General features: G+C 63.1%; 20 protein-coding genes. 11 read left to right on the forward strand and 9 right to left on the reverse strand.

All coding sequences use genetic code 11. The features are described from left to right. The first annotated feature begins 9 nt into the window (after positions 1–9). Genes tssM through JQ553_RS16120 form a run of 4 tightly spaced genes read left to right on the forward strand, consistent with a single transcriptional unit; the run spans position 10 to position 6,898 of the window. The gene (tssM, locus tag JQ553_RS16105; protein WP_212500971.1) at positions 10–3,546 is read left to right on the forward strand and encodes a type VI secretion system membrane subunit TssM; all 3,537 of its coding nucleotides are present in this window, start codon (positions 10–12) and stop codon (positions 3,544–3,546) included. Continuing rightward, the gene (tagF, locus tag JQ553_RS16110) at positions 3,543–4,244 is read left to right on the forward strand and encodes a type VI secretion system-associated protein TagF (protein WP_212500972.1); all 702 of its coding nucleotides are present in this window, start codon (positions 3,543–3,545) and stop codon (positions 4,242–4,244) included. Before tssM ends, tagF begins: the two co-directional genes overlap by 4 nt. Positions 4,245–4,250: 6 nt before the next feature. Beyond that, entirely contained in the window at positions 4,251–5,027 is a 777-nt protein-coding gene (locus JQ553_RS16115) for a PP2C family serine/threonine-protein phosphatase (protein ID WP_212500973.1), read from the forward strand. Then, on the forward strand, positions 5,024–6,898 hold the full coding sequence (locus JQ553_RS16120; RefSeq protein WP_212500974.1) for a serine/threonine-protein kinase: 1,875 nt from the start codon (positions 5,024–5,026) through the stop codon (positions 6,896–6,898). The genes JQ553_RS16115 and JQ553_RS16120 overlap by 4 nt, the downstream gene beginning before the upstream one ends. Before the next feature lie 9 nt (positions 6,899–6,907). Here JQ553_RS16120 and JQ553_RS16125 read toward each other — a convergent pair whose 3' ends face one another. After that, a complete protein-coding gene (locus JQ553_RS16125; protein ID WP_312015155.1) occupies positions 6,908–7,933 on the reverse strand; it encodes a DUF4424 domain-containing protein in 1,026 nt (341 codons plus the stop codon). Between the two features lie 48 nt (positions 7,934–7,981). Then, positions 7,982–8,263, reverse strand: a complete 282-nt coding sequence (locus tag JQ553_RS16130) for a hypothetical protein (protein WP_212500975.1) — start codon at positions 8,261–8,263, stop codon at positions 7,982–7,984. Positions 8,264–8,418: 155 nt separating this feature from the next. On the opposite strand from JQ553_RS16130, the gene JQ553_RS16135 reads away from it, so the two are divergent. The 3 genes from JQ553_RS16135 to JQ553_RS16145 all read left to right on the forward strand — a co-directional run bounded on the left by JQ553_RS16135 (position 8,419) and on the right by JQ553_RS16145 (position 12,711). Beyond that, a complete protein-coding gene (locus tag JQ553_RS16135) occupies positions 8,419–10,149 on the forward strand; it encodes a hypothetical protein (RefSeq protein WP_212500976.1) in 1,731 nt (576 codons plus the stop codon). A gap of 116 nt (positions 10,150–10,265) precedes the next feature. Beyond that, on the forward strand, positions 10,266–12,041 hold the full coding sequence (locus JQ553_RS16140; RefSeq protein WP_212501446.1) for a caspase family protein: 1,776 nt from the start codon (positions 10,266–10,268) through the stop codon (positions 12,039–12,041). Positions 12,042–12,063: 22 nt separating this feature from the next. Further along, on the forward strand, positions 12,064–12,711 hold the full coding sequence (locus tag JQ553_RS16145; RefSeq protein WP_212500977.1) for a DUF4384 domain-containing protein: 648 nt from the start codon (positions 12,064–12,066) through the stop codon (positions 12,709–12,711). A 47-nt stretch (positions 12,712–12,758) separates the two neighbouring features. On the opposite strand, the gene JQ553_RS16150 is transcribed toward JQ553_RS16145, so the two are convergent. Beyond that, positions 12,759–13,664: a hypothetical protein gene (locus JQ553_RS16150; protein WP_249144337.1), complete on the reverse strand. Its 906-nt coding sequence runs from the start codon at positions 13,662–13,664 to the stop codon at positions 12,759–12,761. Positions 13,665–13,838: 174 nt separating this feature from the next. Next, complete coding sequence (locus JQ553_RS16155) at positions 13,839–15,674, reverse strand: caspase family protein (RefSeq protein ID WP_212500978.1); 1,836 nt, start codon at positions 15,672–15,674, stop codon at positions 13,839–13,841. Positions 15,675–16,533: 859 nt separating this feature from the next. Here JQ553_RS16155 and JQ553_RS16160 point away from each other — a divergent pair. Both JQ553_RS16160 and pqqA read left to right on the forward strand, forming a co-directional pair. Further along, positions 16,534–16,932: a calcium-binding protein gene (locus JQ553_RS16160; RefSeq protein ID WP_212501448.1), complete on the forward strand. Its 399-nt coding sequence runs from the start codon at positions 16,534–16,536 to the stop codon at positions 16,930–16,932. Between the two features lie 351 nt (positions 16,933–17,283). Beyond that, positions 17,284–17,364, forward strand: coding sequence for a pyrroloquinoline quinone precursor peptide PqqA (pqqA, locus tag JQ553_RS16165; protein WP_035721241.1), 81 nt, complete (start codon positions 17,284–17,286; stop codon positions 17,362–17,364). A gap of 196 nt (positions 17,365–17,560) precedes the next feature. Here the strand turns inward: pqqA and JQ553_RS34470 are convergent, their stop codons facing one another. Then, positions 17,561–18,025, reverse strand: coding sequence for a hypothetical protein (locus JQ553_RS34470; protein WP_249144338.1), 465 nt, complete (start codon positions 18,023–18,025; stop codon positions 17,561–17,563). On the opposite strand from JQ553_RS34470, the gene JQ553_RS34475 reads away from it, so the two are divergent. Together JQ553_RS34475 and JQ553_RS16175 are read left to right on the forward strand one after the other, a co-directional pair. Next, positions 18,014–18,481, forward strand: a complete 468-nt coding sequence (locus JQ553_RS34475; RefSeq protein ID WP_249144339.1) for a hypothetical protein — start codon at positions 18,014–18,016, stop codon at positions 18,479–18,481. The genes JQ553_RS34470 and JQ553_RS34475 overlap by 12 nt on opposite strands. Positions 18,482–18,675: 194 nt before the next feature. Beyond that, positions 18,676–18,912, forward strand: a complete 237-nt coding sequence (locus tag JQ553_RS16175) for a hypothetical protein (protein ID WP_212500980.1) — start codon at positions 18,676–18,678, stop codon at positions 18,910–18,912. 4 nt (positions 18,913–18,916) lie between these two features. Here the strand turns inward: JQ553_RS16175 and JQ553_RS16180 are convergent, their stop codons facing one another. Genes JQ553_RS16180 through JQ553_RS16195 form a run of 4 tightly spaced genes read right to left on the reverse strand, consistent with a single transcriptional unit; the run spans position 18,917 to position 21,577 of the window. Next, complete coding sequence (locus tag JQ553_RS16180; protein WP_212500981.1) at positions 18,917–19,261, reverse strand: hypothetical protein; 345 nt, start codon at positions 19,259–19,261, stop codon at positions 18,917–18,919. 21 nt (positions 19,262–19,282) lie between these two features. Then, a complete protein-coding gene (locus tag JQ553_RS16185) occupies positions 19,283–20,077 on the reverse strand; it encodes a pentapeptide repeat-containing protein (protein ID WP_212500982.1) in 795 nt (264 codons plus the stop codon). A 41-nt stretch (positions 20,078–20,118) separates the two neighbouring features. Beyond that, a complete protein-coding gene (locus tag JQ553_RS16190) occupies positions 20,119–20,850 on the reverse strand; it encodes an ABC transporter ATP-binding protein (RefSeq protein ID WP_212500983.1) in 732 nt (243 codons plus the stop codon). After that, the gene (locus JQ553_RS16195) at positions 20,840–21,577 is read right to left on the reverse strand and encodes an ABC transporter permease subunit (RefSeq protein WP_212500984.1); all 738 of its coding nucleotides are present in this window, start codon (positions 21,575–21,577) and stop codon (positions 20,840–20,842) included. The genes JQ553_RS16190 and JQ553_RS16195 overlap by 11 nt, the downstream gene beginning before the upstream one ends.

Consider the following 21,577-nt stretch of genomic DNA (forward strand, 5'->3'; position numbering starts at 1 on the left):
TACGGGCAGATGCTTGCTAAGGACATTCTCCGCATCATTCTCTACGGAATCGGGCTCAGCTCGCTCGGCGCGGTGGTTTATCTCGCTGGTCCCTTCATTGCGTTCGGCGACTGGCGGCCGCTGGAGAACCATATCGTCCGCCAGATCGTCATCCTGCTGCTCGTCACAGGGGCAGCGAGCTTCACGGGCTTCAAGCTGTTCAAGCGTCGCAAGGGTGCCAAGGAGATCGCCGACGGCATCAGTGGCGCGGACCAGCCCGTCAGTGACGAGCCGGTGCTCAAGGAGCGCATGAAGGATGCGCTGGAGACACTGAAGACCGCCAGCGGCAACAAGTCCGGCTACCTCTACGATCTGCCCTGGTATGTTATCATCGGTCCTCCAGGCGCCGGCAAGACCACGGCCCTGGTCAATTCCGGGCTCAAATTTCCGCTGGCGCGAGGGGCGACGCCGGCGGCTATCGCCGGGGTCGGCGGCACCCGCTATTGCGATTGGTGGTTTACCGAGGAAGCGGTGTTGATCGATACCGCCGGCCGCTACACCACCCAGGATTCCGACAGCAAGGCCGACAAGGAAAGCTGGCTTGCTTTCCTTGATATCTTGAAGAAAAGCCGGTCGCGCCAGCCGATCAACGGTGTTCTCGTCGCCATCAGTCTTGAGGACGTCCTGACGCTGCCGAAGCAGGAGCTGGCGCTTCACGCAGACGCCATCCGGATGCGCCTGCTCGAACTGCATCAGCGGCTCAAGGTCAGCTTCCCGGTCTACGCGCTGTTCACCAAGGCTGATCTCGTCGCCGGCTTTACCGAGTATTTCGCCTATCTCGGCGAGGCGGGCCGACGCCAGGTCTGGGGCGCCACCTTCCAGACCGCCGACAAGACCCAGAACCTGGTCGGCCAGGTTCCGGTCGAGTTCGATCGCCTGCTGGAGCGTCTGAGTGAGGAGACCCTCGATCGTCTGCAGGATGAACCGACGCCGCAGCACCGTGTGCAATTGTTCGGATTCCCGGCGCAGATGGCGCGGCTCAAGCCGCAGATACACGATTTCCTCAACCAGATCTTCGAACCGACGCGCTATCACGTGAATGCGAACCTCCGCGGGTTCTACTTCACCTCAGGTACTCAGCAAGGTACGCCGATCGACCAATTGATCGGATCTCTCGCGCGCACGTTCGGCGCGGAGGAAGTCGGCGCCGGATCCTATTCAGGGACAGGCAAGAGCTATTTCCTCGCGGATCTGATTTCCAAGGTCATCATCGGCGAGGCTGACTGGGTCTCGACCGATCGCGCGGCGGTGCGCCGCGCGTTGATCCTGAAAACCGCAGCGCTGTCCCTGATCGGGCTGGTGTCGATCGGGCTGATCGCGGCCTGGCTGACCAGCTACAAGCGGAATTCCGATCTGATCGAGCAAAGCCTGCAGGCGGACAACGAATACGCCGCCGCTGGAGCACCACTGATCAAGCAGACGTTGATTGCCGACCATGATCTCGACAAGGTGCTGCCGCTGCTCTACCGGCTACGCAATGCTCCGGCGGGCTACGGATCGCGCGATGCGCCGGTTCCGCTGTCAGCTCGCTATGGACTGAGCCAGCACGCCCGATTGTTGTCACCCACCAAGGCGGCCTATCACACCGCGCTTGAACGTATGTTCCGTCCGCGCCTGCTGTACCGCCTGGAGGAGCAGCTCAACGCGCGCCTCGGCGATCCTGCCTTCGTTTACGAGGCGCTGAAGGTGTACCTGATGCTCGGCGGCCAGCAGGCGCCGGACCGTGAGCTGATCCGTTCCTGGATGCAACGCGACTGGGCGGACAATCTCTACCCTGGCGCGACCAACGCGGAGGGGCGGCGTCTGCTCGAGGAGAACCTCATGGCGATGTTCGACCTCGAGACGGAGCAGCCACCGCTGGTCGAACTTGACGGCCGTCTGATCAAGCAAGCGCAGAACTCGTTGGCGCGCCTGAGCGTGTCGCAACGTGCCTACGAATTTCTGAAATCCGAGGCGCGCTCATCGACCGCAGGCGATTGGATCGTCAGCCGCCGCGGCGGCCCGGACGTGGCGGTCGTGTTTGAGACGACGACGGGGCAGCCGCTGGACACGTTGCGGGTACCCGAGTTCTTCACCTACAACGGCTTCCATCAGAAGTTCATCGCCCGGCTCCCGGGATTGTCGGAGCGCATGAAGCGCGAGCGGTGGGTGCTGGGTGATGCCGGCCAGCAGTCTGCCATCGATCAGCAGTATGACAACCTCGCCAACGATCTGCTCAATATTTACTCCAACGAATTCGTGACGACCTGGCGCGCGGCGCTCGGCAGTCTGCGCCTGAAGAAGCTGCTCGCCGACAAGCCGAAATACGAGGTGCTCAGGGCGCTTTCGGCGCCAACTTCGCCGATGCGACAAATTCTGGAGTCGGTGCGCGACGAGACGATGCTGACCAAGGAGCGTCCGAAGCCGGCAAACGCTGCTGCGCCGGCTGCGCCTGCGCCGGTCTTGTTCACCAATGCGCAGGATGGACCGCCCGGGGCGAGGATCGAGGCGCAGTTCAAGCCCTACCATGCGGTGCTCGAAGGCGAGAGCACACGCAAGCCGATCGACTCGACCATCGCTAACCTGAACGACATCGCGCAGAACTTGACGCTGATGATCGAAAATCCGCAACTGACCGCACAGGCGACCGCTGGGCTTCAGACTCAGGTCGCCGCCTTGCGAAACAATGCCTCGCGAATGCCGCCGCCGTTCTCGGACATGCTGCGTGCGGCAGCCGGAGAGTTCGAAGGCAACATTGCCGCATCGACTGCCGGGCAGATCCTCCAGTCGTTGCGCGATCAGGTCACGCCGGTCTGTCAGCAGACGATAACAAACCGCTACCCGTTCGTGCGCGGCAGCACCCAGGAGGTTCCGCTCGCGGACTTTGCCAAGCTGTTTAGTCCGAACGGCGTCATGGATAAGTTCTTCGCCCAGTTCCTCGCGCCTTACGCCGACACGTCGCGATCGGAGTGGGTCTGGCGGAAGGAGAGTCCCGTCGGCCGATCATTCTCGCCCGACACACTGAAACAGTTCCAGAATGCGGCCTATATCCGCGACGCCTTTTTCCAGACCGGTGGCGGCGTGCCGGCGGTATCGTTCGCAATCCGGCCGCCGGGTGCCGCGGGTCCGGGCGTTACCATCAAGACCGAAATTGGTGGCACCACGATCACGAGCCCGACCACTCCAGCGCCGACTTCTGCTTCGATGTTTGGCATGCAGCAGCCTCCACCGCCGCCACCGCCACCGCAGACCAATGCACCAACGACTGTGGTGTGGCCGGGTCCGTCGCCGCGGACAGCGATTTCGGTCAGTAACGACACCGGCCAGCCTTCCGTGCTCGAGCGCATCGGCCCGTGGTCACTGTTTCGGATGCTGGAGGCAGGCTCGCTGGTGGCAAAGTCAGAGACAGCAAGCGCGACGTTTATCGTCGCGGGGCGCGAACTCAACTATCAGATATCGACCGGATCGTTGCGAAATCCGCTCAACATGACGGTGCTCCGCGAGTTCCGTTGCCCGACCGGAATATGACCATGCGCTGCGGGCTATTCGGGAAGATCGGCGCGAAGCGCGATTTCATCGCGATCGCGACCCCGCGCAGTTTCCTGGAGATCTGGGAGCCGTGGGTCCAGGCCGCGCTGTCGGCAAGCCGCCACCAGCTCGGCTCCGACTGGCAGCAGGCATTCCTGACGGCGCCGGTGTGGCGGTTCTGGCTCGGCGCTGCAATCTGCGGTACCACCGTCGCGGGAGCGATCATGCCCTCGCTCGACGGGGTTGGGCGGTATTATCCACTGACGCTGCATGCGGTGACCGACGAGGGTGCGTCGTTGCCCTCGCCAAGCGTCGATCCGCAGGACGAGTGGTTCGGGCAAGCGGAGACGTTCCTGCTCTCGACCCTGGATCGAGCCGCTACCTACGAGCAGGTCGCCGACGCTCTGGATCGTCTCGCGGTGCCGCGGCTGCAGGCACTGGTCGCCGACGTGCCGCCGATGGTGCCGCTCGGCACGGCAATGGCGGGAACGGTTACGGCGGCTGACGCTTTCGCGGAGTCGTTCGCTGCGCTCGGCACGGCCAACCCGCAGATCTACGCCGCTGCCAGTTTCTGGTGGACCGCCGGGGGATCCGGCTTCCCGCCGATGGCAGTGTGCTGCCGGGGATTGCCGGACCCGTTTCACTATTCCACCCTGCTGACCGGCGATCTCGGCGGGGCGGCATCCGGCACGGGATGACGCGCGATGGTCCATGTCCCGTCCTTGTTCGATGTCGGCAGCGTCACCCATGTCGGGCGGGTGCGGACGCGGAACGAGGATTCGTGCCTGGTGCGGACCGATGTCGGCTTGTGGGCGGTCGCCGACGGCATGGGCGGGCATGAGGCCGGTGATCTCGCCAGTCGCATCGTAGTGCACTCGCTCGACGCCATCGAGGCGCCGGCCTCTGCCGCGGACCTGCTGGCGCAATGCGAGGAGCGGCTGTTCAGTGCGAACCAGGAGATCATCGCGCTCAGTCATGCGCGGCAAGGTGTCATCATCGGCAGCACGGCCGCCGTTCTGCTGGTGCGCGATGACTATTATGCCTGCGTATGGGCGGGCGACAGCAGGGTCTACCTGATCAGCGGCGGCAACATCAGCCAGGTGTCGCACGACCATAGTGAACTGGAGGAGTTGATCGCCGGCGGCGCGTTGTCGCGCGAGGAGGTCAAGGACTGGTCGAGCAACGCCATCACCCGGGCGGTTGGAGTTGATGCTGATCCGGAGTTCGAGGTGGTGACTGGTCCGGCCCAACCGGGAGATATCTTCGTGATATGCAGCGACGGCCTGACCAAGCACCTGCAGGACGACGAGATCCTTCAGCACGCGGCCACGCTTTCCGCTCAGACCGCTTGCGATGACATGCTCGCGCTGGCTCTTGATCGCGGCGGGCTTGATAACGTGACGGTCGTGATCGTCAAGCTGCTGACGCCGCAATCCTCGGAGCGGACGAGATCGCCGCTCGATGCGGAGCCGCAACCATGATGTCGAGCGACCCGTTCCGATCGTCCTACCGCGGTGTGCAGCCCGGCACCCGGCTCAACGGCATCTATGAGATCGAAGCGATGATCGGCGCGGGCGGGATGGGTGAAGTCTACAAGTGCCGCGAGATCCAGACCGGCGCGCCGGTCGCGGTGAAGATGCTGCTGCCCGACATGGTTGAGAACGAGGCGGCGCTCGGGCTGTTCCGTCGGGAGGCGGCGGCGCTCCACAACCTTCCGCACGACGCGATTGTTCGCTACTTCCTGTTCACCGTGGAGCCGGCGCTGCAGCGACCGTATCTCGCCATGGAGTTCGTGAACGGCCGCTCGCTCTCGACCATGCTCGAGGAAGGTCCGCTGACGTTCGAGGCGCTGGTCAAGCTGATGCGTCGTGTCGCGTCGGGACTGCAAGCCGCCCACGACCATGGCATCATCCATCGCGACGTATCCCCGGATAACATCATCGTGCCGCTCGACGATGTGACGCGAGCCAAGATCATCGATTTTGGCATCGCGCGTTCCACCCAAGTGGGCGACAAGACCATTATCGGCTCGGGCTTCGCCGGCAAGGACAACTACGTCTCGCCGGAGCAGGTCGGGCTATACGGCAATGAGGTTACCGCGAAGTCCGACGTCTACAGCCTGGGTCTCGTGCTGTTCCATGCGCTGACCGGACAGAAGCTCGACATGGGCGGCAGCCAGTTTCAACTGGTGGAGAAGCGCCGGCGCGTGCCCGATCTCGGCGCGGTGGACATGCGGATCAGGCCTCTGTTGGAGCGGATGCTACAGCCCGAGCCAGACTTGCGTCCGACGATGGCAGAGATCGCCAACTGGATGCAGGCTGCCTCGGCGGATGCGCCGGCCACGCCGTTGCACGGCTTCAATCCGCTGGCCCGGCCGGAAAGCGGAGCGCCGGCACTGCACGATCGGACGCCATCGACGGCGCCAAGGCCGCGCAGGCGCTGGCTCGGCACAGGCGTGGCCGCGCTGCTGCTCCTGCTCGGTGGCGGCGGATATGCCTTCTACAAGCTGGTCTGGACTGCGCCGCGCGTGCCGGGCTTGCCGCCACCGCCGAGGCTCGATACGGCAAGGCCGTCGCCTACGGCCGAACCTGTCAAGCCGGAGCCCGGGCGGCAAGAGCCGGCGAAGTTGCCTGGGCGGCCGACAGCGACGCCGACGCCAACCCCAACCCTTGTCTCGCCGACCGCGATGCCGACGCCTGTGCAACCAACGGCGACGCCCCCTCTTGACGTCAATGCACCGGGGCGCGCCGAACGCATCCGGAGATTTGTAGCCAAATATGAGGGCGGCGACTGCTTTTTCATCATGCCAGTCGCGGTCAGCTCAAGCGCCGCCGTGATCGAAGGCTTCGGCGCTTCGACCGCCCCGTTCGACGCCTTCGACAAGGCGTTCCGACGGGAACAGGGATTCGAGGCTTCGGTCGGCGTCCGGCAGGTGACGCAAGCGCAGTGCCCGGCCGTTAAGTTCTTGAGCCAGGTCGGCAGCGATCAGGCGCGAACGCCGCGGATCAATCTGAGCGCGACAGAGCTGAAGGTGGGCGAGACTTTGACCGGCACTATCGAGAATTTCGCCAACCGCGTGGTGGAATTGTTGATGGTGTCGGATCGCGGCGAGGTGCAGAGCCTGTCCTATCTCCTGAAGCCGGGGATCGATTCGTTGTCGTTTGCGCTCCCGGCAGCGCGCGGAGCCGGTCCACAACTCATCCTGGCTGTCGCGACCCCTCGCGTCCTCGACTCGCTGCGTCAGCCGCGGCCGATGGCAGCCGATGCTTTCTTCCTGCAAGCGCTGAGCGAGGCTCAGCGCAGCAACGTGACGATGACCGCGGCTGCGCGCTACGTGCTGCTGACGAACTGAAGTGGTTTCTCAGAATCTTCCGACCACCAGGATCTTCAGGTCGGCGTCCGGCTTGAAATTGCTTGCCGTATATTCGAGCGGGCTGCCGGCGCCAGATGCCTTGAGCCGACCCGAACAGAAGCTGACCAGGCGGTCGCTGCCACCGGGATCGATGGTCAACCTGAACGATCGGATCGGGCCTGCCCAGTTCGCGCCAGTTTTCAGCACATATGAGATACGCCGCTCCTGCAGCTTTGCGGCATTGGCCTGACTGCTACCTGCGCGCTTATCCAACTCGGCGAGGAAGGCATCCGTGACGCAAAACTCTTTTCGATAGCGTTCGACTTCCTGACTGAGCGCGCTGCTCTGGCGCAGACTGGAGCGCAGGATGGTATCAGGGCTCGAGCCGACGCTCGGGCGATACTGGTGCTCGACGACGACCTTACGAGCGGGCGGAAACACCTGCTGGCGCACAGCCGAGGTCCTGGTGACCCAGCCTGGCGCGTATTGCTGACGGCCGTTGTCGCTCATACCGGCAGGCATCAGGAGCCCGTCGTCCACGAGCCGGGTCCGGGTCGCCGCCGGCAGGTCGGCCACACGGATTTCGCGGCTGCCCACGGGCAGTAGTGGCAGCTTGAGCTGACGGAGCAGGGCACTGACATCCTTGTTGCCAATCACGGCACGCTGATCGATGGTCAGAGGCACCGGGCTGCCATCGACCTTGGTCTCGAAGTCGACGAAGTTGACCGGATCGTTCGAAGGCAGCGCAATGTTCTCGGCCTCCGACAGGTCGATGTCGGGGAGCGGAAAGGCGACGGTGAGCGTGACCGGCTTAGCTGTGGTGTTGGTGAATTCGTAGCGAACGCTGACGCGATCGAGTCCGATATGAAGGTCCTCGCTCTCCATGGCGACGTCATTTGTGCGCACGAACTGCAGCCCGCCGATCGCCAATTCGGCCGCGGAGTCGTTGGCCTGTGCCGGCCAGCCGATTGCAACAAGGATCGCGGGGATCAAGGCCCGTAGGGTGAATGATCGCCGAGTTGACGGTCTTCTCACGATGCCAGCCTCCATGCCGCGTCGCAGCCCATGCTGTCTCAGCGGTGGTCAGTCCATCGCCTGATAAAGCTCGCCCCACTCGGATTTCCAGACGCCGTCCGGATCGCAAACCACGATCGCGACCTTCATGTCGTTGGCGAGCCGGATGGCGCCCCGATAGGCGTCTTGGGCCGGCAGGTTGCTGCTGATCTGGTCGGTGCTCAGCCGGCCCCCACTGGCGGTGGCGGGGAATACGATCGATCCCGCGGCCCCGTCATTGTCTCGCTTCAGGACGAGGGTGATCGCGTCGGGTTGGACTTCACTGACCTGCTCAAACCGGTTCTTGACCATGATTTTGCACCGCAAGCTGAGAACGTTCCGGCTATCACCGTCCGGTGATAGAATTGAACTCGATGGAGATTGCTCGCCACTAATTGATGCGCCGCACTAGCGCGGTCTCGGATTAGTCGATCCGAAAGGCCGAACGGTTCGGGAATGAAGCGAACATGTTTCGTCGAAGTAAGTGGATCTGGATTATCATCGCCGCCGGAGCCGTCTTTGTCAGCACGGCGAAAGCCGACGATACCGTGGTGCGGAGCTTCGCCAGTGGTTCGACTGCCTCGACGGTCGGGATCGTCCCGCCCAGCGAGGACGTCGAGATCGGGGGGCCGCAAGCGCTCAGCGCCGACGGGCAGGGCAATCTGTTTGTGCTCGATCAGGTCAACGGCCGCATACTCCAGTTCGACCCGAAACAACCGAACGCTGAGCCTGACGTCCTCAAGATGCCGGCGGACGTCCAGCCGACCGACCTTGTGGTCCGCAACGACGACATCATGGTCTGGGACGGCGGTGTGCGCACGCTGAAGGCGGCGCAGGGTCAGTCCACGCGCGGGCTCGGCGGCGATGTAGTCCAGCTTGAGGAGGTGTCGACCCGCGGTGCGGACGATCAGGTCGCTGCCTCGGCTTTCGCCCAGATGGGATCGCAGCCGCCCAGCAGCGCGACCGACCTGCTCGATCAGAACACCCGCGCGGCCATCGTCAGAACGACGCGGCAGCCCGACCGGCAGTACGTCGCCTCCCGCAGCAAGGGATCGGTGATCGCCGACATCATTCCGGACAAGGGCAATGCCAGCGTGCGCGTTGAAATCCAGACCATGGTCACCAACGAGACCATTGGGCAACTCGGCCTGCGCGTGCGCAACCAGCTCGGCGCAGTGGAATTTCTCGAAATTGACAACAGCGACCGCTTCTATGTGCTGGCCGAGGACATTCCGCCTTCGGGAAAGAACGCTTCCACCTTTGTCGCGCGCTATGCGGCGAACGGGCGCCTCGAGGGCATTTATGAGCTGCCTTTGGAAAATACGCCGTTGACGAGGCGATTCGTCACAGTCTCGGGCGACGGCGACGTCTACTTCCTACGTACCAAGACGGACGGCATTGAAGTGGTCGGCGTCGGCTTCCGGCCGTTGCGCAACGTATCAGTCATCGATACGCGGCCGCCGCGGACGCCGGCCGGCGCCGGGGCGCCGGCGCAGCCCGACACCAAGTTCAGCGGGGTAGCCGCCATGCGGCCCTCCAACCGCCAGCAGGCGATCGAGACCGCGTTCGCATTCGAGGGCATCCAGTGGAAACTGACGCCCGCGAACTATGGCGGCGATCCGGATAGCCAGTGCGCCGGCTTCAATCGTATCCGCCGGCCGTGGTACCTCCAGGGCAAACTGAACCAGGAGGTGCGCGGTGTGCCGTATTGCTGGGGCTGCCACGGTTCGCTCGCGAACTTCAAACAGCGGATCGAGAGCGGCACGCTGGCAGGCAATGTCTGTACCCGCAATGCACCGCGGCCGGATGTGGCGGGCGTCGACTGTTCGGCGTTCGTCAGCGCAACCTGGGGACTCTCGGTGCATTACACGACCGCCGCTATTCCCGCGATCGCGAAAGCCGTGGAAAATCCCTGGGATCTGAAGCCCGGTGACGCCCTGAACAAGCCTGGCTCCCATGTGATGTTGTTTCTGCGTTTCACACCGGATCGAAAGGCGGAGGTGATGGAATCTTCGACCGGCGGCTGCAACGGACGGGTCTGCCGCAACGTCTATCCGCTCGCGAGCTTGCTCGCGCGGGGTTACGCACCGGTCCGTTTTCGCGGCTTCGCGGATGACCAAATGGCCGTCTCCGCCAGCGCCTATCACGATACCGAGGCGGCGCCGACCGGCCGGAAGTCGGCAAACACCAGGCGCTGAACCACGGCAGTCCTTGGCGTGACAAATGATTATGGACTACTGCTCGCAGGCTGGTTCCCGAACGTGCCGCCCGGCGTGGTTCAGGAAAGATCTGCATGTCGTCGAGGTGGACCACGATGCGAAGGCCCCGGGGATTTGAGCGCATAATCGCGCGATTTGGTTTCGCCATCGTGCTCGCGACGTTGATTGGTCTTGGTCTGCCATCCCAACGCGCTCATGCGGTGGGTGGATTGTCGATCAGCAATCCAGATGGCGGTGCCGTGCGTGCACTCGTAATAGGAATCGACGACTACCAGCACGTGCGCAAGCTGAAGGGGGCAGTGGCCGACGCCGATGACATCGTGTCGAGCTTGAGGACGATGGGGGTCGGCGATATCGTTGAGCTCACCAATGCACAGGCCGATCGGGCAAGCCTCTTGCGCGAGATCAGCGCACTGGTTGAGCGGACCAAAAACAACGATTTGATCTTCCTGTCTATCGCCGGCCATGGCACCCAAGAGCCGGAGCGCGTCAAGGGCTCGGAGCCCGATGGGATGGAGAACGTGTTCCTGCTACCGGGCTTCGAGGCCACGCCGGCTGGATCCGTGCAACGCATCCTAGGTAGCGAGTTCAATCATTTCATCAGACAGTTCGAGCTGCGCGGCGCGAAGGTGATCTTCGTCGCGGACACCTGCCACGGCGGCGGAATGGCGCGCGATATCGATCCGCGCGCGGCGGAGATGAGCTTCCGGCAAGTGCCGTCGTACACGCTGCTGGTCGATGAGCTGAAGCCGGTGTCAGACCGCAACGATCCGAAGTCGGAGCTCGATCTCGACCATACCGCGTTCATCGCCGCGGTTGACCGTTACACCAAGGCGCCGGAAGTGCGGATTCCCGGGATCGACGGCCTGCGTGGTGCTCTCAGCTATGCGGTAGCGCGGGCGGTGGAGGGCAGCGCGGACACCAATCATGATGGGAAGGTGACGCTCAAGGAGCTCTTCAGCAATGTTCGCCAGGTGGTCTATCAGCTGTCAGACCAGCGCCAGAACGTCGTGACGATATCATCGCCGACGCAGACGCCGGAGACCGACGTGGCCTACGAACTGACGCGCGGAGTGGTTCTGATCCAGGGACCGACCGCGGGTCCAGCCTCCGTTCCGGCCGGAGCACCCGCGCCCGCGGAGGCGCGCGCGGCCGCGTCGCCGCCCGTCGCTGCCACGGCGGCAGCCGCTCCGGCCGGCGCCGCACCGACGCCCCCGCGCGCCACACCGACGCCCCCGCGCGCCGCAGCGCCGATCCGGCTTGCAGCGCTCGACGGCAAGACGAGCTATTTCCCGGGCGTGAAGCCGCAGGACGTCGCGGTGCAGGCCGTACTGCCGACGGACAACCCCGACCTGATCTGGGATCCCTCGTCCCACGACGTCATTGCCTGGGGTGACGTGGTCGCCTATGGGGTGGATGTTGCCGACCTGCCGACCGTCGTCGATCGGACCGCGGCAATCCGTGAACTTAAGCGCATGGCGACCAAGTCGCCGCAGGTCATGCGAATTTGGCCGGACGATCGGCAGCAGCGGAGCGGTCAGACCGTCGAGATTGACCTCTCCGACGTGGCGTCAAGAGCCGTGCTGCTGTTCAACGTGTCTGGCGACGGCACCATCCAAATGTTGTATCCGGTCGGCTCCGATGTGGCGCTGGCCCGATCGGCGAGCCTGCGGTTGCCGCTGCGGGTCCGCGAGCCGTTCGGCGCCGAGCAGGTCGTTGCCGTGACCTCGCAGCAGCGTATGCCCGAGCTGGAGAACGTTCTGACGCAGCTGAACCGGCGCCGCGCGTCGGGGCAAGTGATCAAGAACCTGGAGCGTTTCCTGCCTGCAGACGCACGGATCGGCTCAATCGGCTTCTTTAGTGTTCCCTGACGTTTTCCAAGTGAAGCCAGCCATGCCGCGACCGAAGGCCGTTCGCCGCGAGCGACCATGGGTGGCTCTCGTGTCGCTGATGGTTGGGAGCGGGACCGCGTTTGCGGCACCGCTACTACCCACGCCTCCACGCGAGAATACGGGGACTGCGCCATGGCTTTGGCGCGTGCAGTCCGCGCCCGGACCGACCAATGCCGCAAGCGTTTCCCTAAAGATGCTGCCGGACCTGACGGTCGGCGTTGGCAGCAAGGTGTCGTTCGGTGTGACCGCCAGGAAGGCGGGGTATCTTGTGCTGGTCGACGTCGATGCGGAAGGTCGGATGTCCCAGATCTTTCCCACACCCGAGCTGCTGGCGCAGTCGAACGAACGCGACATCAATTACGTCAGGCCCGGAGTGGAATTTGTTGTTCCGACGCCGGTGGCGAGGCAACGTGGCTTTGAGTACGTGATCTCGCCGCCGACCGGATCCGCAACCGTCGTGGCGATTCTCAGCGAGCGACGTGTGCAATTGCTTGATCTGCCCGACATGCCCCGCAAGCTGCAAGGCAAGGAGGATGCGCTGAGCTATCTGTCGGCCTGGACCAGTACGTTGCGCGTGCCGGATGCCGGCAGCGGAAAACTGCTGCCAAGCAACTGGTCGTTCGACGTCAAGCCTTATTCCATCAGGTGACGCGCAATGCACCGAGGTGAGATCGGGCAGATTCTGTGAACAACGGCCTACAGCTTGCTCAACCGACTGTAAAAACCGCCTCGAGCGATCATGTAGTGAATGTCCTTTGGAAAGGGAAACGCCTCGCGAACGTTCGCGATCGCCAGCCTGAGGAATTCCCCATGCTGCGGGGCTGGCTTCTGCTTGGTTGCGTCGGCTACCTGCGGAATCATGAAACGATCCACGAAGGCCGGATCGAAATCGTTGACCCTGACCATCTGGCCAAATGCGGGAAACGCGTCGTAATGACCCAGGCTCACAGTGAGATTCTTGAGCCCAGGGCGCTGTGACGGAGTTCGATTGCCATCGGTCGTCGCCAGCCCACGCCCCATCAGATCCAGCTTCACCGATTGCGGGAGAGTCGATGGGCCATAGATGATCTCGAGCGCGCAGCCGCTCTGCCCCGATAACCAATTGTACCAGAATGTTGCGTCATCGGGCTGAGCTCTCGCGCCGTAGAGGCAATCAAATCCCCAGCAAGCCTTCAGGTTCGGCTGATATTTTCCTAGGCTCCCGACGAGATTGCGCATGCCGTTGCCGCCTCCTGAATGGCAGGCGATGATGAGCTTTCCGATTTGAAGCTGAGGAGGGGAGCCTGAGACGGGAGCCAGGAAGTTCGAAAGACCTCCAAGCACCTCCTCCAGATAGCGTTCGCCCCATTTCGGGGTCGCCAGGTCCTTGACGCTGTAGTTCCCCGCAAAGCCGTCGCCCTCGGCATATTCGTAGCCGAGGAAAGGCGCGATGAGCACCACATCCTTGTTGACATCCCGAACCTGCTCGCGCAGTCGCGCGGGATCATTGCGGAACAGAAATTCATGATTTCTGACATAGAATCCATGCAGCCATAGCACGACATCGAGCTTGTTGTTGGACGCCGTATGCTTCGGCGGCAAATAGACTGCCGTCGGTTTCATGCAAGGTGAGGTCTTCTTCGTGAAGAGCGTCACGCCGGGGAACGAGCCGATATCTTTCTGTTCGAAATCACACGGCACGCAGGTCGCTCCGCTTCGGCCACGTCATGCGCAGGAGTGACAGGCAAATGGTAGCTGTGGCGGCCTGTCGTCTCCGTAAGGCCGCCACGCTCGGACTCATCGGCATATCTGGACGTTGCCGCCGCCGCCCTCGCGCGGGCCGCCTTCCGCGGTCGTTCTGAATTCCAAATGACATCCGCGGGCTACGGGACGGCAGCCGATGCTATCGCACACGATCTGGCCTGATGCCTGCGGCCTCGACGCGCGGGGCTCACGTGAAATCCGTTCCCGAGGCGGGCTGTAAGGCCGGTCGTCAAGCGCGCGATAGGGCCGCTCGTCACGTTCGCGCTTTGCCGTCGGCGTTTTTGCGCGTCGCTTCTCGCACTTGTTTTCATCGTTGAGGAATGAGCCTTCCTGGCAAGCGATTCTTGTGCATTGGTCGCCGTCGGGTTTGAAGCCGTGTTCGCAGACCAGCGGGCAGACCCGCGACGGCTTGAGCTTGATCGCGCCGAGCGCATCGATACTTGCAAGCTTGACGTCGAACTTGGTTCTGGCATGCCGGTTGAACAGCGCCAGCGAGCGCCGCGAATCCGCGTTCCATTCGCCGTCGGCAGCACCGGTGAAACAGCCTACCCGGCGCAACTCGCTCTGCACGGATTTAGCGAGATCGGCCGGTTCCGGTCCTGCGCTAAGAGCGGCGACCTTGACCTTCTCATCTTGAGCCGATGGACCGGATGCGGAATTGTTATCCGGATCCTTCGCGCCGAAGCCACCGCCCGTGGCGGTTTCGGAAGCGGTCCGCTTCCGCTCGGCTTCGGCGGCTTGCTCCTGCGCCGCTTGTTTTGTTCTTTCGGCCGCAATTCGGGCTTCTTCCGCAGCCTTCGCGTCCGCGGCCGCCTTCTCCTGGGCAGCGCCCTGTGCGCCTTCGGAGGCGAGCCGGACTCGCTGTTCTTCGGCCAATTGCGCCTTCTCGGTCGCGGCAAGACGTGTTTCCTCTGCGGTAATCTTCGCGAGCTGAAGTTTGGCCAGACTTGCGTAATAGCCATCCGGATACTGGGCGAGGAAAGCGCTCAATGCGGCCTTGTTGCCGAGCTGCAATGCCAACTCGTAATCGCGACGAATCTCCGACTGCGGATTGGCGGTGGCCGCCGGCGTTGATTCCACGGCGCTCGGAGCAGGCACCAGCGCAACGTCCTCACCGCCGAGCGAGCCGTAGACATAAGGCTCTTGTCGGTTGCCTGTGGCTTCCAAAACATCGTCGCGGACAAATCCGAAAGCCCTGCGCAAGTCGAGTCCCGGTTTTGCGATATACTTGACCAGGGCTGTCGCGTAGGGGCTGTTCTGGCTGTTGCCGTCGAGGGCCGTCAACCCGGCTTTCGCCGCGAAAGCCACCAGCGTATTGGATGTCGTGGGTTCGACCCTGGCGAGCCCGCGGCTGATTGTTCTCGAGGCGACTGTTCGCTTCATCGCGTCCGCGAAAGGATTGTTGCGGCACGCATCGACAATCACAAGCCGCAGTTGCCTTGCTGGCTCAATCGCCAGCAAAACGCGGTCAAGCGAGAACGCCTCGTCATAAATGTCTGTATCGCGCTCCAGTCGGGCGTCCGTGGGGATCAGATAATTCGTACCATCGATCTCGATGCCATGACCGGCGTAATAGACCACGGCAATGTCGGCGCCACGAGCTTGATCGGCGAAATCTCTCAGCGCTCGCCGCATGTCGGGAGATGCGAGATTTAGTCTTGAGTCAACGACATCGAAGCCGGCGCCCTTCAAGGTCGCCGCGATGGCCGCAGCATCGTTGGCGGGGTTCGGAAGCAGCGGAGCGTGCTGATAGTTGGAATTGCCGACGATCAGCGCCACGCGCTTCGTGGCCCAGGCCGGTTGACAGGCGAGGAGGAAGGCAGCGCAAAGACAAAACCCGAAAAATCTGATGTGCGTGTGCAAGCTCATGGCGTGACGTCCGGCAACAGCCTAAGGGCAGGGTAATATCAAAGACGACAGCCGTGCTGGGTCGCGGCCACTCATCTCCATGAAGTAACGATCTTGACCCTAATCCATTCCTGATTTTGTCGTTCAACGAACTGAAGACGTTCAAGAAAGCGTAACGGGTTCGCGGGGGGCTGGGGTCGATTTGACCCAGGGCAAAAAGCTTTCTCCTGTAGGAAAGTCGTTGATTTTATTGGATTTTCCTTGTCTCGCGCTCGAGCGGCCTCGTAGGCTCGGAGCCCGCCTCACACTCCCGTGTTTGGCGTCAACACTTTCTGAGCGACCGCATCTAACGCGATGGTTTTGCCGTCCCGCACGCACCTCTAGGCTCGTGAACCTGATCGGTTCGCCGTCGCACAAGGCTCGCAGTCAGCTCGGTGGAGCATGTTGACAGGCGCTTGACCGCGGCCTGGCGCCACGCTTGTCTGGCGGCACGTTGCAATTGTCGATGCGCTGCTCATCGTTCCATTTGCGGCCGAGCCTTTCCTTGCCAGTGAGGGTGCCTTGTCGCGGCGCCGCTTCCGCGGATCGGCTCGGTTGTCTGGTCTCGGCAGACGCGGATGCGACCCAGCAGAGCGCAAGAAGGCAGGTCAATGCTGTCCTACCGGTGCAAACCATGTTCAGCCTCGCTGGTCTTTCGTGGTGCGATGCAATTGATGCGTACCCAACGAGTGGACTTGGAAGGCGGTCGCGTCCACCCGAAACCCGACAGCCTGATGGATTGCTTGACCCATGCAGGCGCTCGCGGAAGGTGTTAGCGTGCATGGCGAATCGCAGATAGCATTCCGCGTTTTCGCGGAACGGCGAGCAGGAGAGGGAAATGATGATATCGCGGCGATCCGTTGCTTTGGCGCTGGTCCTTGCAGTTATTTCAGGCCCGGCATTGGCGGCGCCGGCCCGCAGCAACGTGCTCAAGATGCTTGATCCCGACAATGACGGTACGGTGGATCTGGCCGAGGCAAAGAAGGCTGCGGCCGACCTGTTTGCAAGGCTGGATCCGGATCATGACGGCACCCTCGACGCCCGCGAGCTGAGAGGGAGGCTGAGCGCCAAGGAACTCGCCGCGGCGGATCCCGATCATGATGGGACGCTGACGCTCGACGAATATCTCGCGGTCGTGGAGAAGCGCTTTACTGCTGCCGATCCTGACAAGGACGGAACGCTGGATGCGAAGGAGCTGAAATCGCGCGGCGGCCAGGCATTGTTGCGCCTGCTCAAATAGGGCCGAGGCGTGGGCCTTGGCGGGGGGAGGGGGCGACCCGGGGTGCGCTGCGGCAAGCCGAGGCCGGGTGGAGAATAAAAAGTTGCGATTTCTCTCTCGGGCAAGACATGGCCCGAATGGCGACGTTGCCCCTTTCAGCCCCGTGCGTCCGCGCCCTGAAAACACCTGATCCGACAATGTGCGGGTTTCCCAGTCGACCCAAATCCCGGCAAGCGTCAACGAATCGTTGACCGGCGCGACATGTCCAGCAGCGAAGTCGGCCCGCTCCCGCTGCAACTTGCACTGTGCCGGCGGCAGCCCTAGCCTTTGGCCCGGCGCGAGGTACGCGCCAAACTACCTGGGAGCACCCGAATGACCTGGAAGACTCCGAAGATCGTCGAAGTGCCGGTGGGCATGGAAATCAACATGTACGCCTGCGCAGCGCGCAAGTGACCAAGACGTCTGCCCGGCTCGTGCAGTCTATTGCACCGAGCCGCGGCAGGCCCTCGGTTCGGCTTCGGGCCTACCGACGATTCGATTTCGTTCGCCCCCGACGGGCGATCCCATGCTGCTGCTAGTTGATGTCCTCATCCGGGGTCCAGTCGCGCTTGCGACCGAGCGCTCGATTTGCCCGCCAGCCGCGGTTACCCTAGGCTGCAGTTTGGAGCTGCGCCAGCTGGGGATCATGGTTCGCGTCATCAAAATGGTTCGTCGAGCTACGGCGTCTTGTGCAGCGGTCACAGTTTTCGCTGCGTTGCTGCCGTTCGCCGTGCAAGCGGAAGAGATCGATACCGAGCACATTTTCGGCTTCATGATTGGCACCGATGTCGGCAATCTCGGCGAGCGTGAATTCCAGACCCAGACCACCGGGCGCTTCGCCAAGGATAGCGGCCGCTATCGCGCCGTCAGCCAACAATTCGAATTGGAGTTCGTCCCGGTCCAGAATTTTCGCATAGAGCTTGGAACGGCCTTCAATGCACATGACATCAACGGCGTTCCGGGCTTTGAGGATCGCCGACAATTGTCGTGGCAGAACGTCTCGATCGATTTCCGATATCGCTTCCTTGATCGCGCGGCCGCACCGTTCGGGATGACGCTGGCAATGGAAACTCATGCCGAGCGTGTCGATGAGACGACTGCTGCGGTGGTCCGCGGCTACGGCACCGAGTTCACGCTGGCATTGGAGCGTGACGTGATCCCGAATCTCGCGGTGGCGACACTCAACTTGACGTATGAACCGGAGTGGATTCGTATCCCGCGAACGGGCTCGGCAGAGCAGGAGAGCACTATCGGCGCAGCATTCGGGCTGATGGCGCAGGTGCGTCCCGGCATCCTGATCGGTGGCGAGGCGCGTTACTTCCGGAGATATGAAGGGATCGGTCTCGACGAGTTCGCAGGTCAAGCGCTCTTCATCGGCCCGACCGCGTATTTCCAACTGTCGGAGGCCTCGCGCCTGACCGCAAGCTGGAGTGTCCAGGCCTGGGGCCGTCCAGCCGGAATCGCTGCCTCGCTTGATCTCGCCAATTTCGAGCGCCAGCAGGCGCGGCTGGTATTCGGTGTCAACTTCTAAGAGCATTATAGGTTCTGATTGAACCAGAACCGAAGCTCCAGATTGTGACGCGATTTCTTTGCGCGAACCGGCTCCATTTCGCTCGAAAACGTTGTTGGCCGGTTCCCGTTCCATCTCAGGGAGCTGTGAAACCACGCCTTGCTGACTACGTATTCTTGGGTGTTATCTACCATGGGCTTAGTCGAGGACTGCGCATGAACCCCATCGACTTGATTGTCACCGTATGTGCCGTGCTTTCGCCGGCCACTTGCGAAGAGCAACACCTGCTGTTCAACTGGAGCGGCTCGCTGCGGCAATGCGCGATGGCGGCGCCGCCCTATATTGCGCGATGGGTGGGCGAGCATCCGAAATGGACCGCGGTGAAGTGGCGCTGCGAGTATCCGCATCCCAACGACAAGGCCGATGCGGGCGACGTCACGCCGGCCGGTTGATCGGTTATTTGCTGCACTCCTTCAAGTCCTTATCGGAGATCGAGAACACTGCGTCGGACTTGATCTCGATATCACGGACGAAGCATTGCTTTGACTCGCGATAGCTGACCTTGGCATCGTAACGGCCGGGCTCTACACCGGTGATCCGCAGGCGCTCGTCGTGATCGACCTCCTTATCCTTGTCATTCAGCGTCTGGTTTGGGCCCCATTCATTCTTGCCGGCCGGCGATAGCTGAAAGCCGGATATGGTCGCGGTGGTCAAATTCCACAGGCGAATGCCTTTGCCCGCCGCGGCAACCTCATCCGCGCCTGTCAACAACAGCGCAATCGAGACCAGTATCCATCGCATCAGCAATCCTCCTTAAGACCGTCATTCCTTTATCAGGCGATCGAGGTTCTTCGCCAAGCTGAAATTCTTCGCCCGGTCGAGGCCAATCGGGGCGATCAATCGTGCCGAGCCCAGATCGGCGCCGTCGAAATCGGCGTCGATCAACGTGACGCCCGTCAAATTGGCGCCCCCTAGCAGAGCGTTTTTGAGCGAGGCGCCGGTCAGGTCGGCCCCCTTCACCGAAGCAAATTCGAGATCGACACGGGACAAGTCGGCGCCGCGGGCGTTCAGCCTTTCCAGATTGGCGGATCTCAGCACCGCGCGCATCAGGCCCATCGACTGGTTGCGCATGTCCGCGCCCAACCGCGCGCCAACGATCGAGGCGCCGACCAGGCTCGCGCCGGTCAGGTCGGCAGCGATGCGCGCTCCCGACAGATCAGCGCCGTTGAGACGGGCGCCCGCCATTTGGGATGCAAAGAGGCTCGCCCCCTTCAGTTTGGCGTCCGTCAGGTCCGCCGCGAGCAACCAAGCCTGGTCGAGCACCGCGCCATCGAGCTTTGCGCCGACAAGCTTCGTCTTGTTGAGGCGCGCTGCGCGAAAAATCGCATTGGTCAGGTCGAGCTCGGAAAGGTCGAGGCCGGACAATTTCTTTCCGGTGAAATCGGCGCGTGCCGCAGCGGTCGCCTTGGCCAGCACGGCCTCGACGTCTTGCCGGGTCATTTCGGCGGTGACCATATCGGGGGACGACAAATCCACACCGCGCATCATGTCCTGCGCGGCCGTCGTGCTCGCGGCAAGGGTAAGGCCGAGTGCTACGGTTCGGATCGTCCGTTTCATGTTCAACTCCGCCGACGGCATGTTAGCACCCGCGATGGGGATCACCTATGAGCATCCCGCTCGGCCGGCTCGCCGTTGGTCCGCCGCACGATGCTTGCCTTGATCGCCGCGATCTCGGCTTCTCCGCGCGCGCCGCGCGGCAACGGGATCGGCAGGTCGGCGAGGATCCGGGCCGGGCGTGCCGACAGCAGGAACAGGCGGTCGCCGAGGCGAACGGCATCGTCCAGATTGTGGGTGACCAGAAGCGTGATCATCGAGCGGCCGCCGACGAGCGTTGCGATCTCCTCGCGCAGCCGGGCGGCGAGTGCGTCGTCGAGCGAGGCCAGTGGCTCGTCGAGGATCAGGAAATCCGGCTCGACCGCAAACGCACGGGCGAGTGCGACGCGGCGGGCGAGCCCGAGCGACAATTCGCCGGGGTAATGGCTCCGGTGCGCGGTCAATTCCAGGACGGAGAACAGCTCCGAAAGCCTGGCCCGGTCGATGTCAGGCGCGGCTAGCCGGACATTGTCCTCCACCGACCGCCACGGCAAAAGCCGCGGCTCCTGGAACACCATCCCGAGGCGGCCCGCGGCCGGCCGCGAGACCTTTCCCCGATAATCGTGGTCGAGCCCGGCAAGAATCTTCAGCATCGTGCTCTTGCCGCAGCCCGACGGGCCGACGAATACCCCGACTTCGCCGGCGCGAAGCGAAAATTTGATGCCCGTCAGCACGTCGTGGCGCTCGCCCGCTGCACTCTCGAACTGCTTGCCGGTGATTTCGACGTCAAGCTGCACGGAGCCGCCACCGCGATGCGCGAAGTTCAAAGGGCTGCACCAGCACTGTCTCGATGATCAGCACGACGGCGGCAAAGCTTAGCGAATAGGCGAGCAGCAACGGGATGTCGAAGAGCTGGAAGGCTACCCCGATCTCAAAGCCGACGCCGTTCGGCCGCCCCAGAAGCTCGGCCACCAGCACGATCTTCCAGACCAGCGAAAGGCCGGACCGCGCCGCGGCCGCGACGTAGGGTGCCAGCTGCGGCAGGACCACATGCCGGAAAGCTCGCCCGCGCGGGAATGCGAACACCGTTGCCATCTCGTCCAGCGCCGGATCGAGCGCGCGGGCGCCTTCGCGCAAGGTCACGACCGCGGTCGGCAGCTTGTTGATCGCGATCGCCGCAATGGCGGCGACTTCGGTGAGCCCGGCCCAGATATAGGCGAGCACGATGACGACGAGGGCCGGCAGGTTGAGCAGCAGGATGAGCCAGGGATCGCCGAGCCGGTTCGCGAGCCGCACGCGGCCCATCAGGTAGCCGATCGCCGAGCCGAGCGCCATCGCGAGCGTAAAGGCGAGCGCAACGCGGGCAAGTGTGGCGCCGAGGTTGAAGAACAGCGCGCCGGATTTGGCCTCGGCGATCATCGTCGCCAGCACGACGGGCGGCGCCGGCAATTTGGCGTCTCCGATCAGCAGCGAACCAATCCACCAGGTCGCGATGAACAGCGCAAATGACAGCAGGCGCAGCAC

The organism is Bradyrhizobium lablabi (assembly GCF_018131005.1).
Lineage (GTDB): Bacteria > Pseudomonadota > Alphaproteobacteria > Rhizobiales > Xanthobacteraceae > Bradyrhizobium > Bradyrhizobium lablabi_D.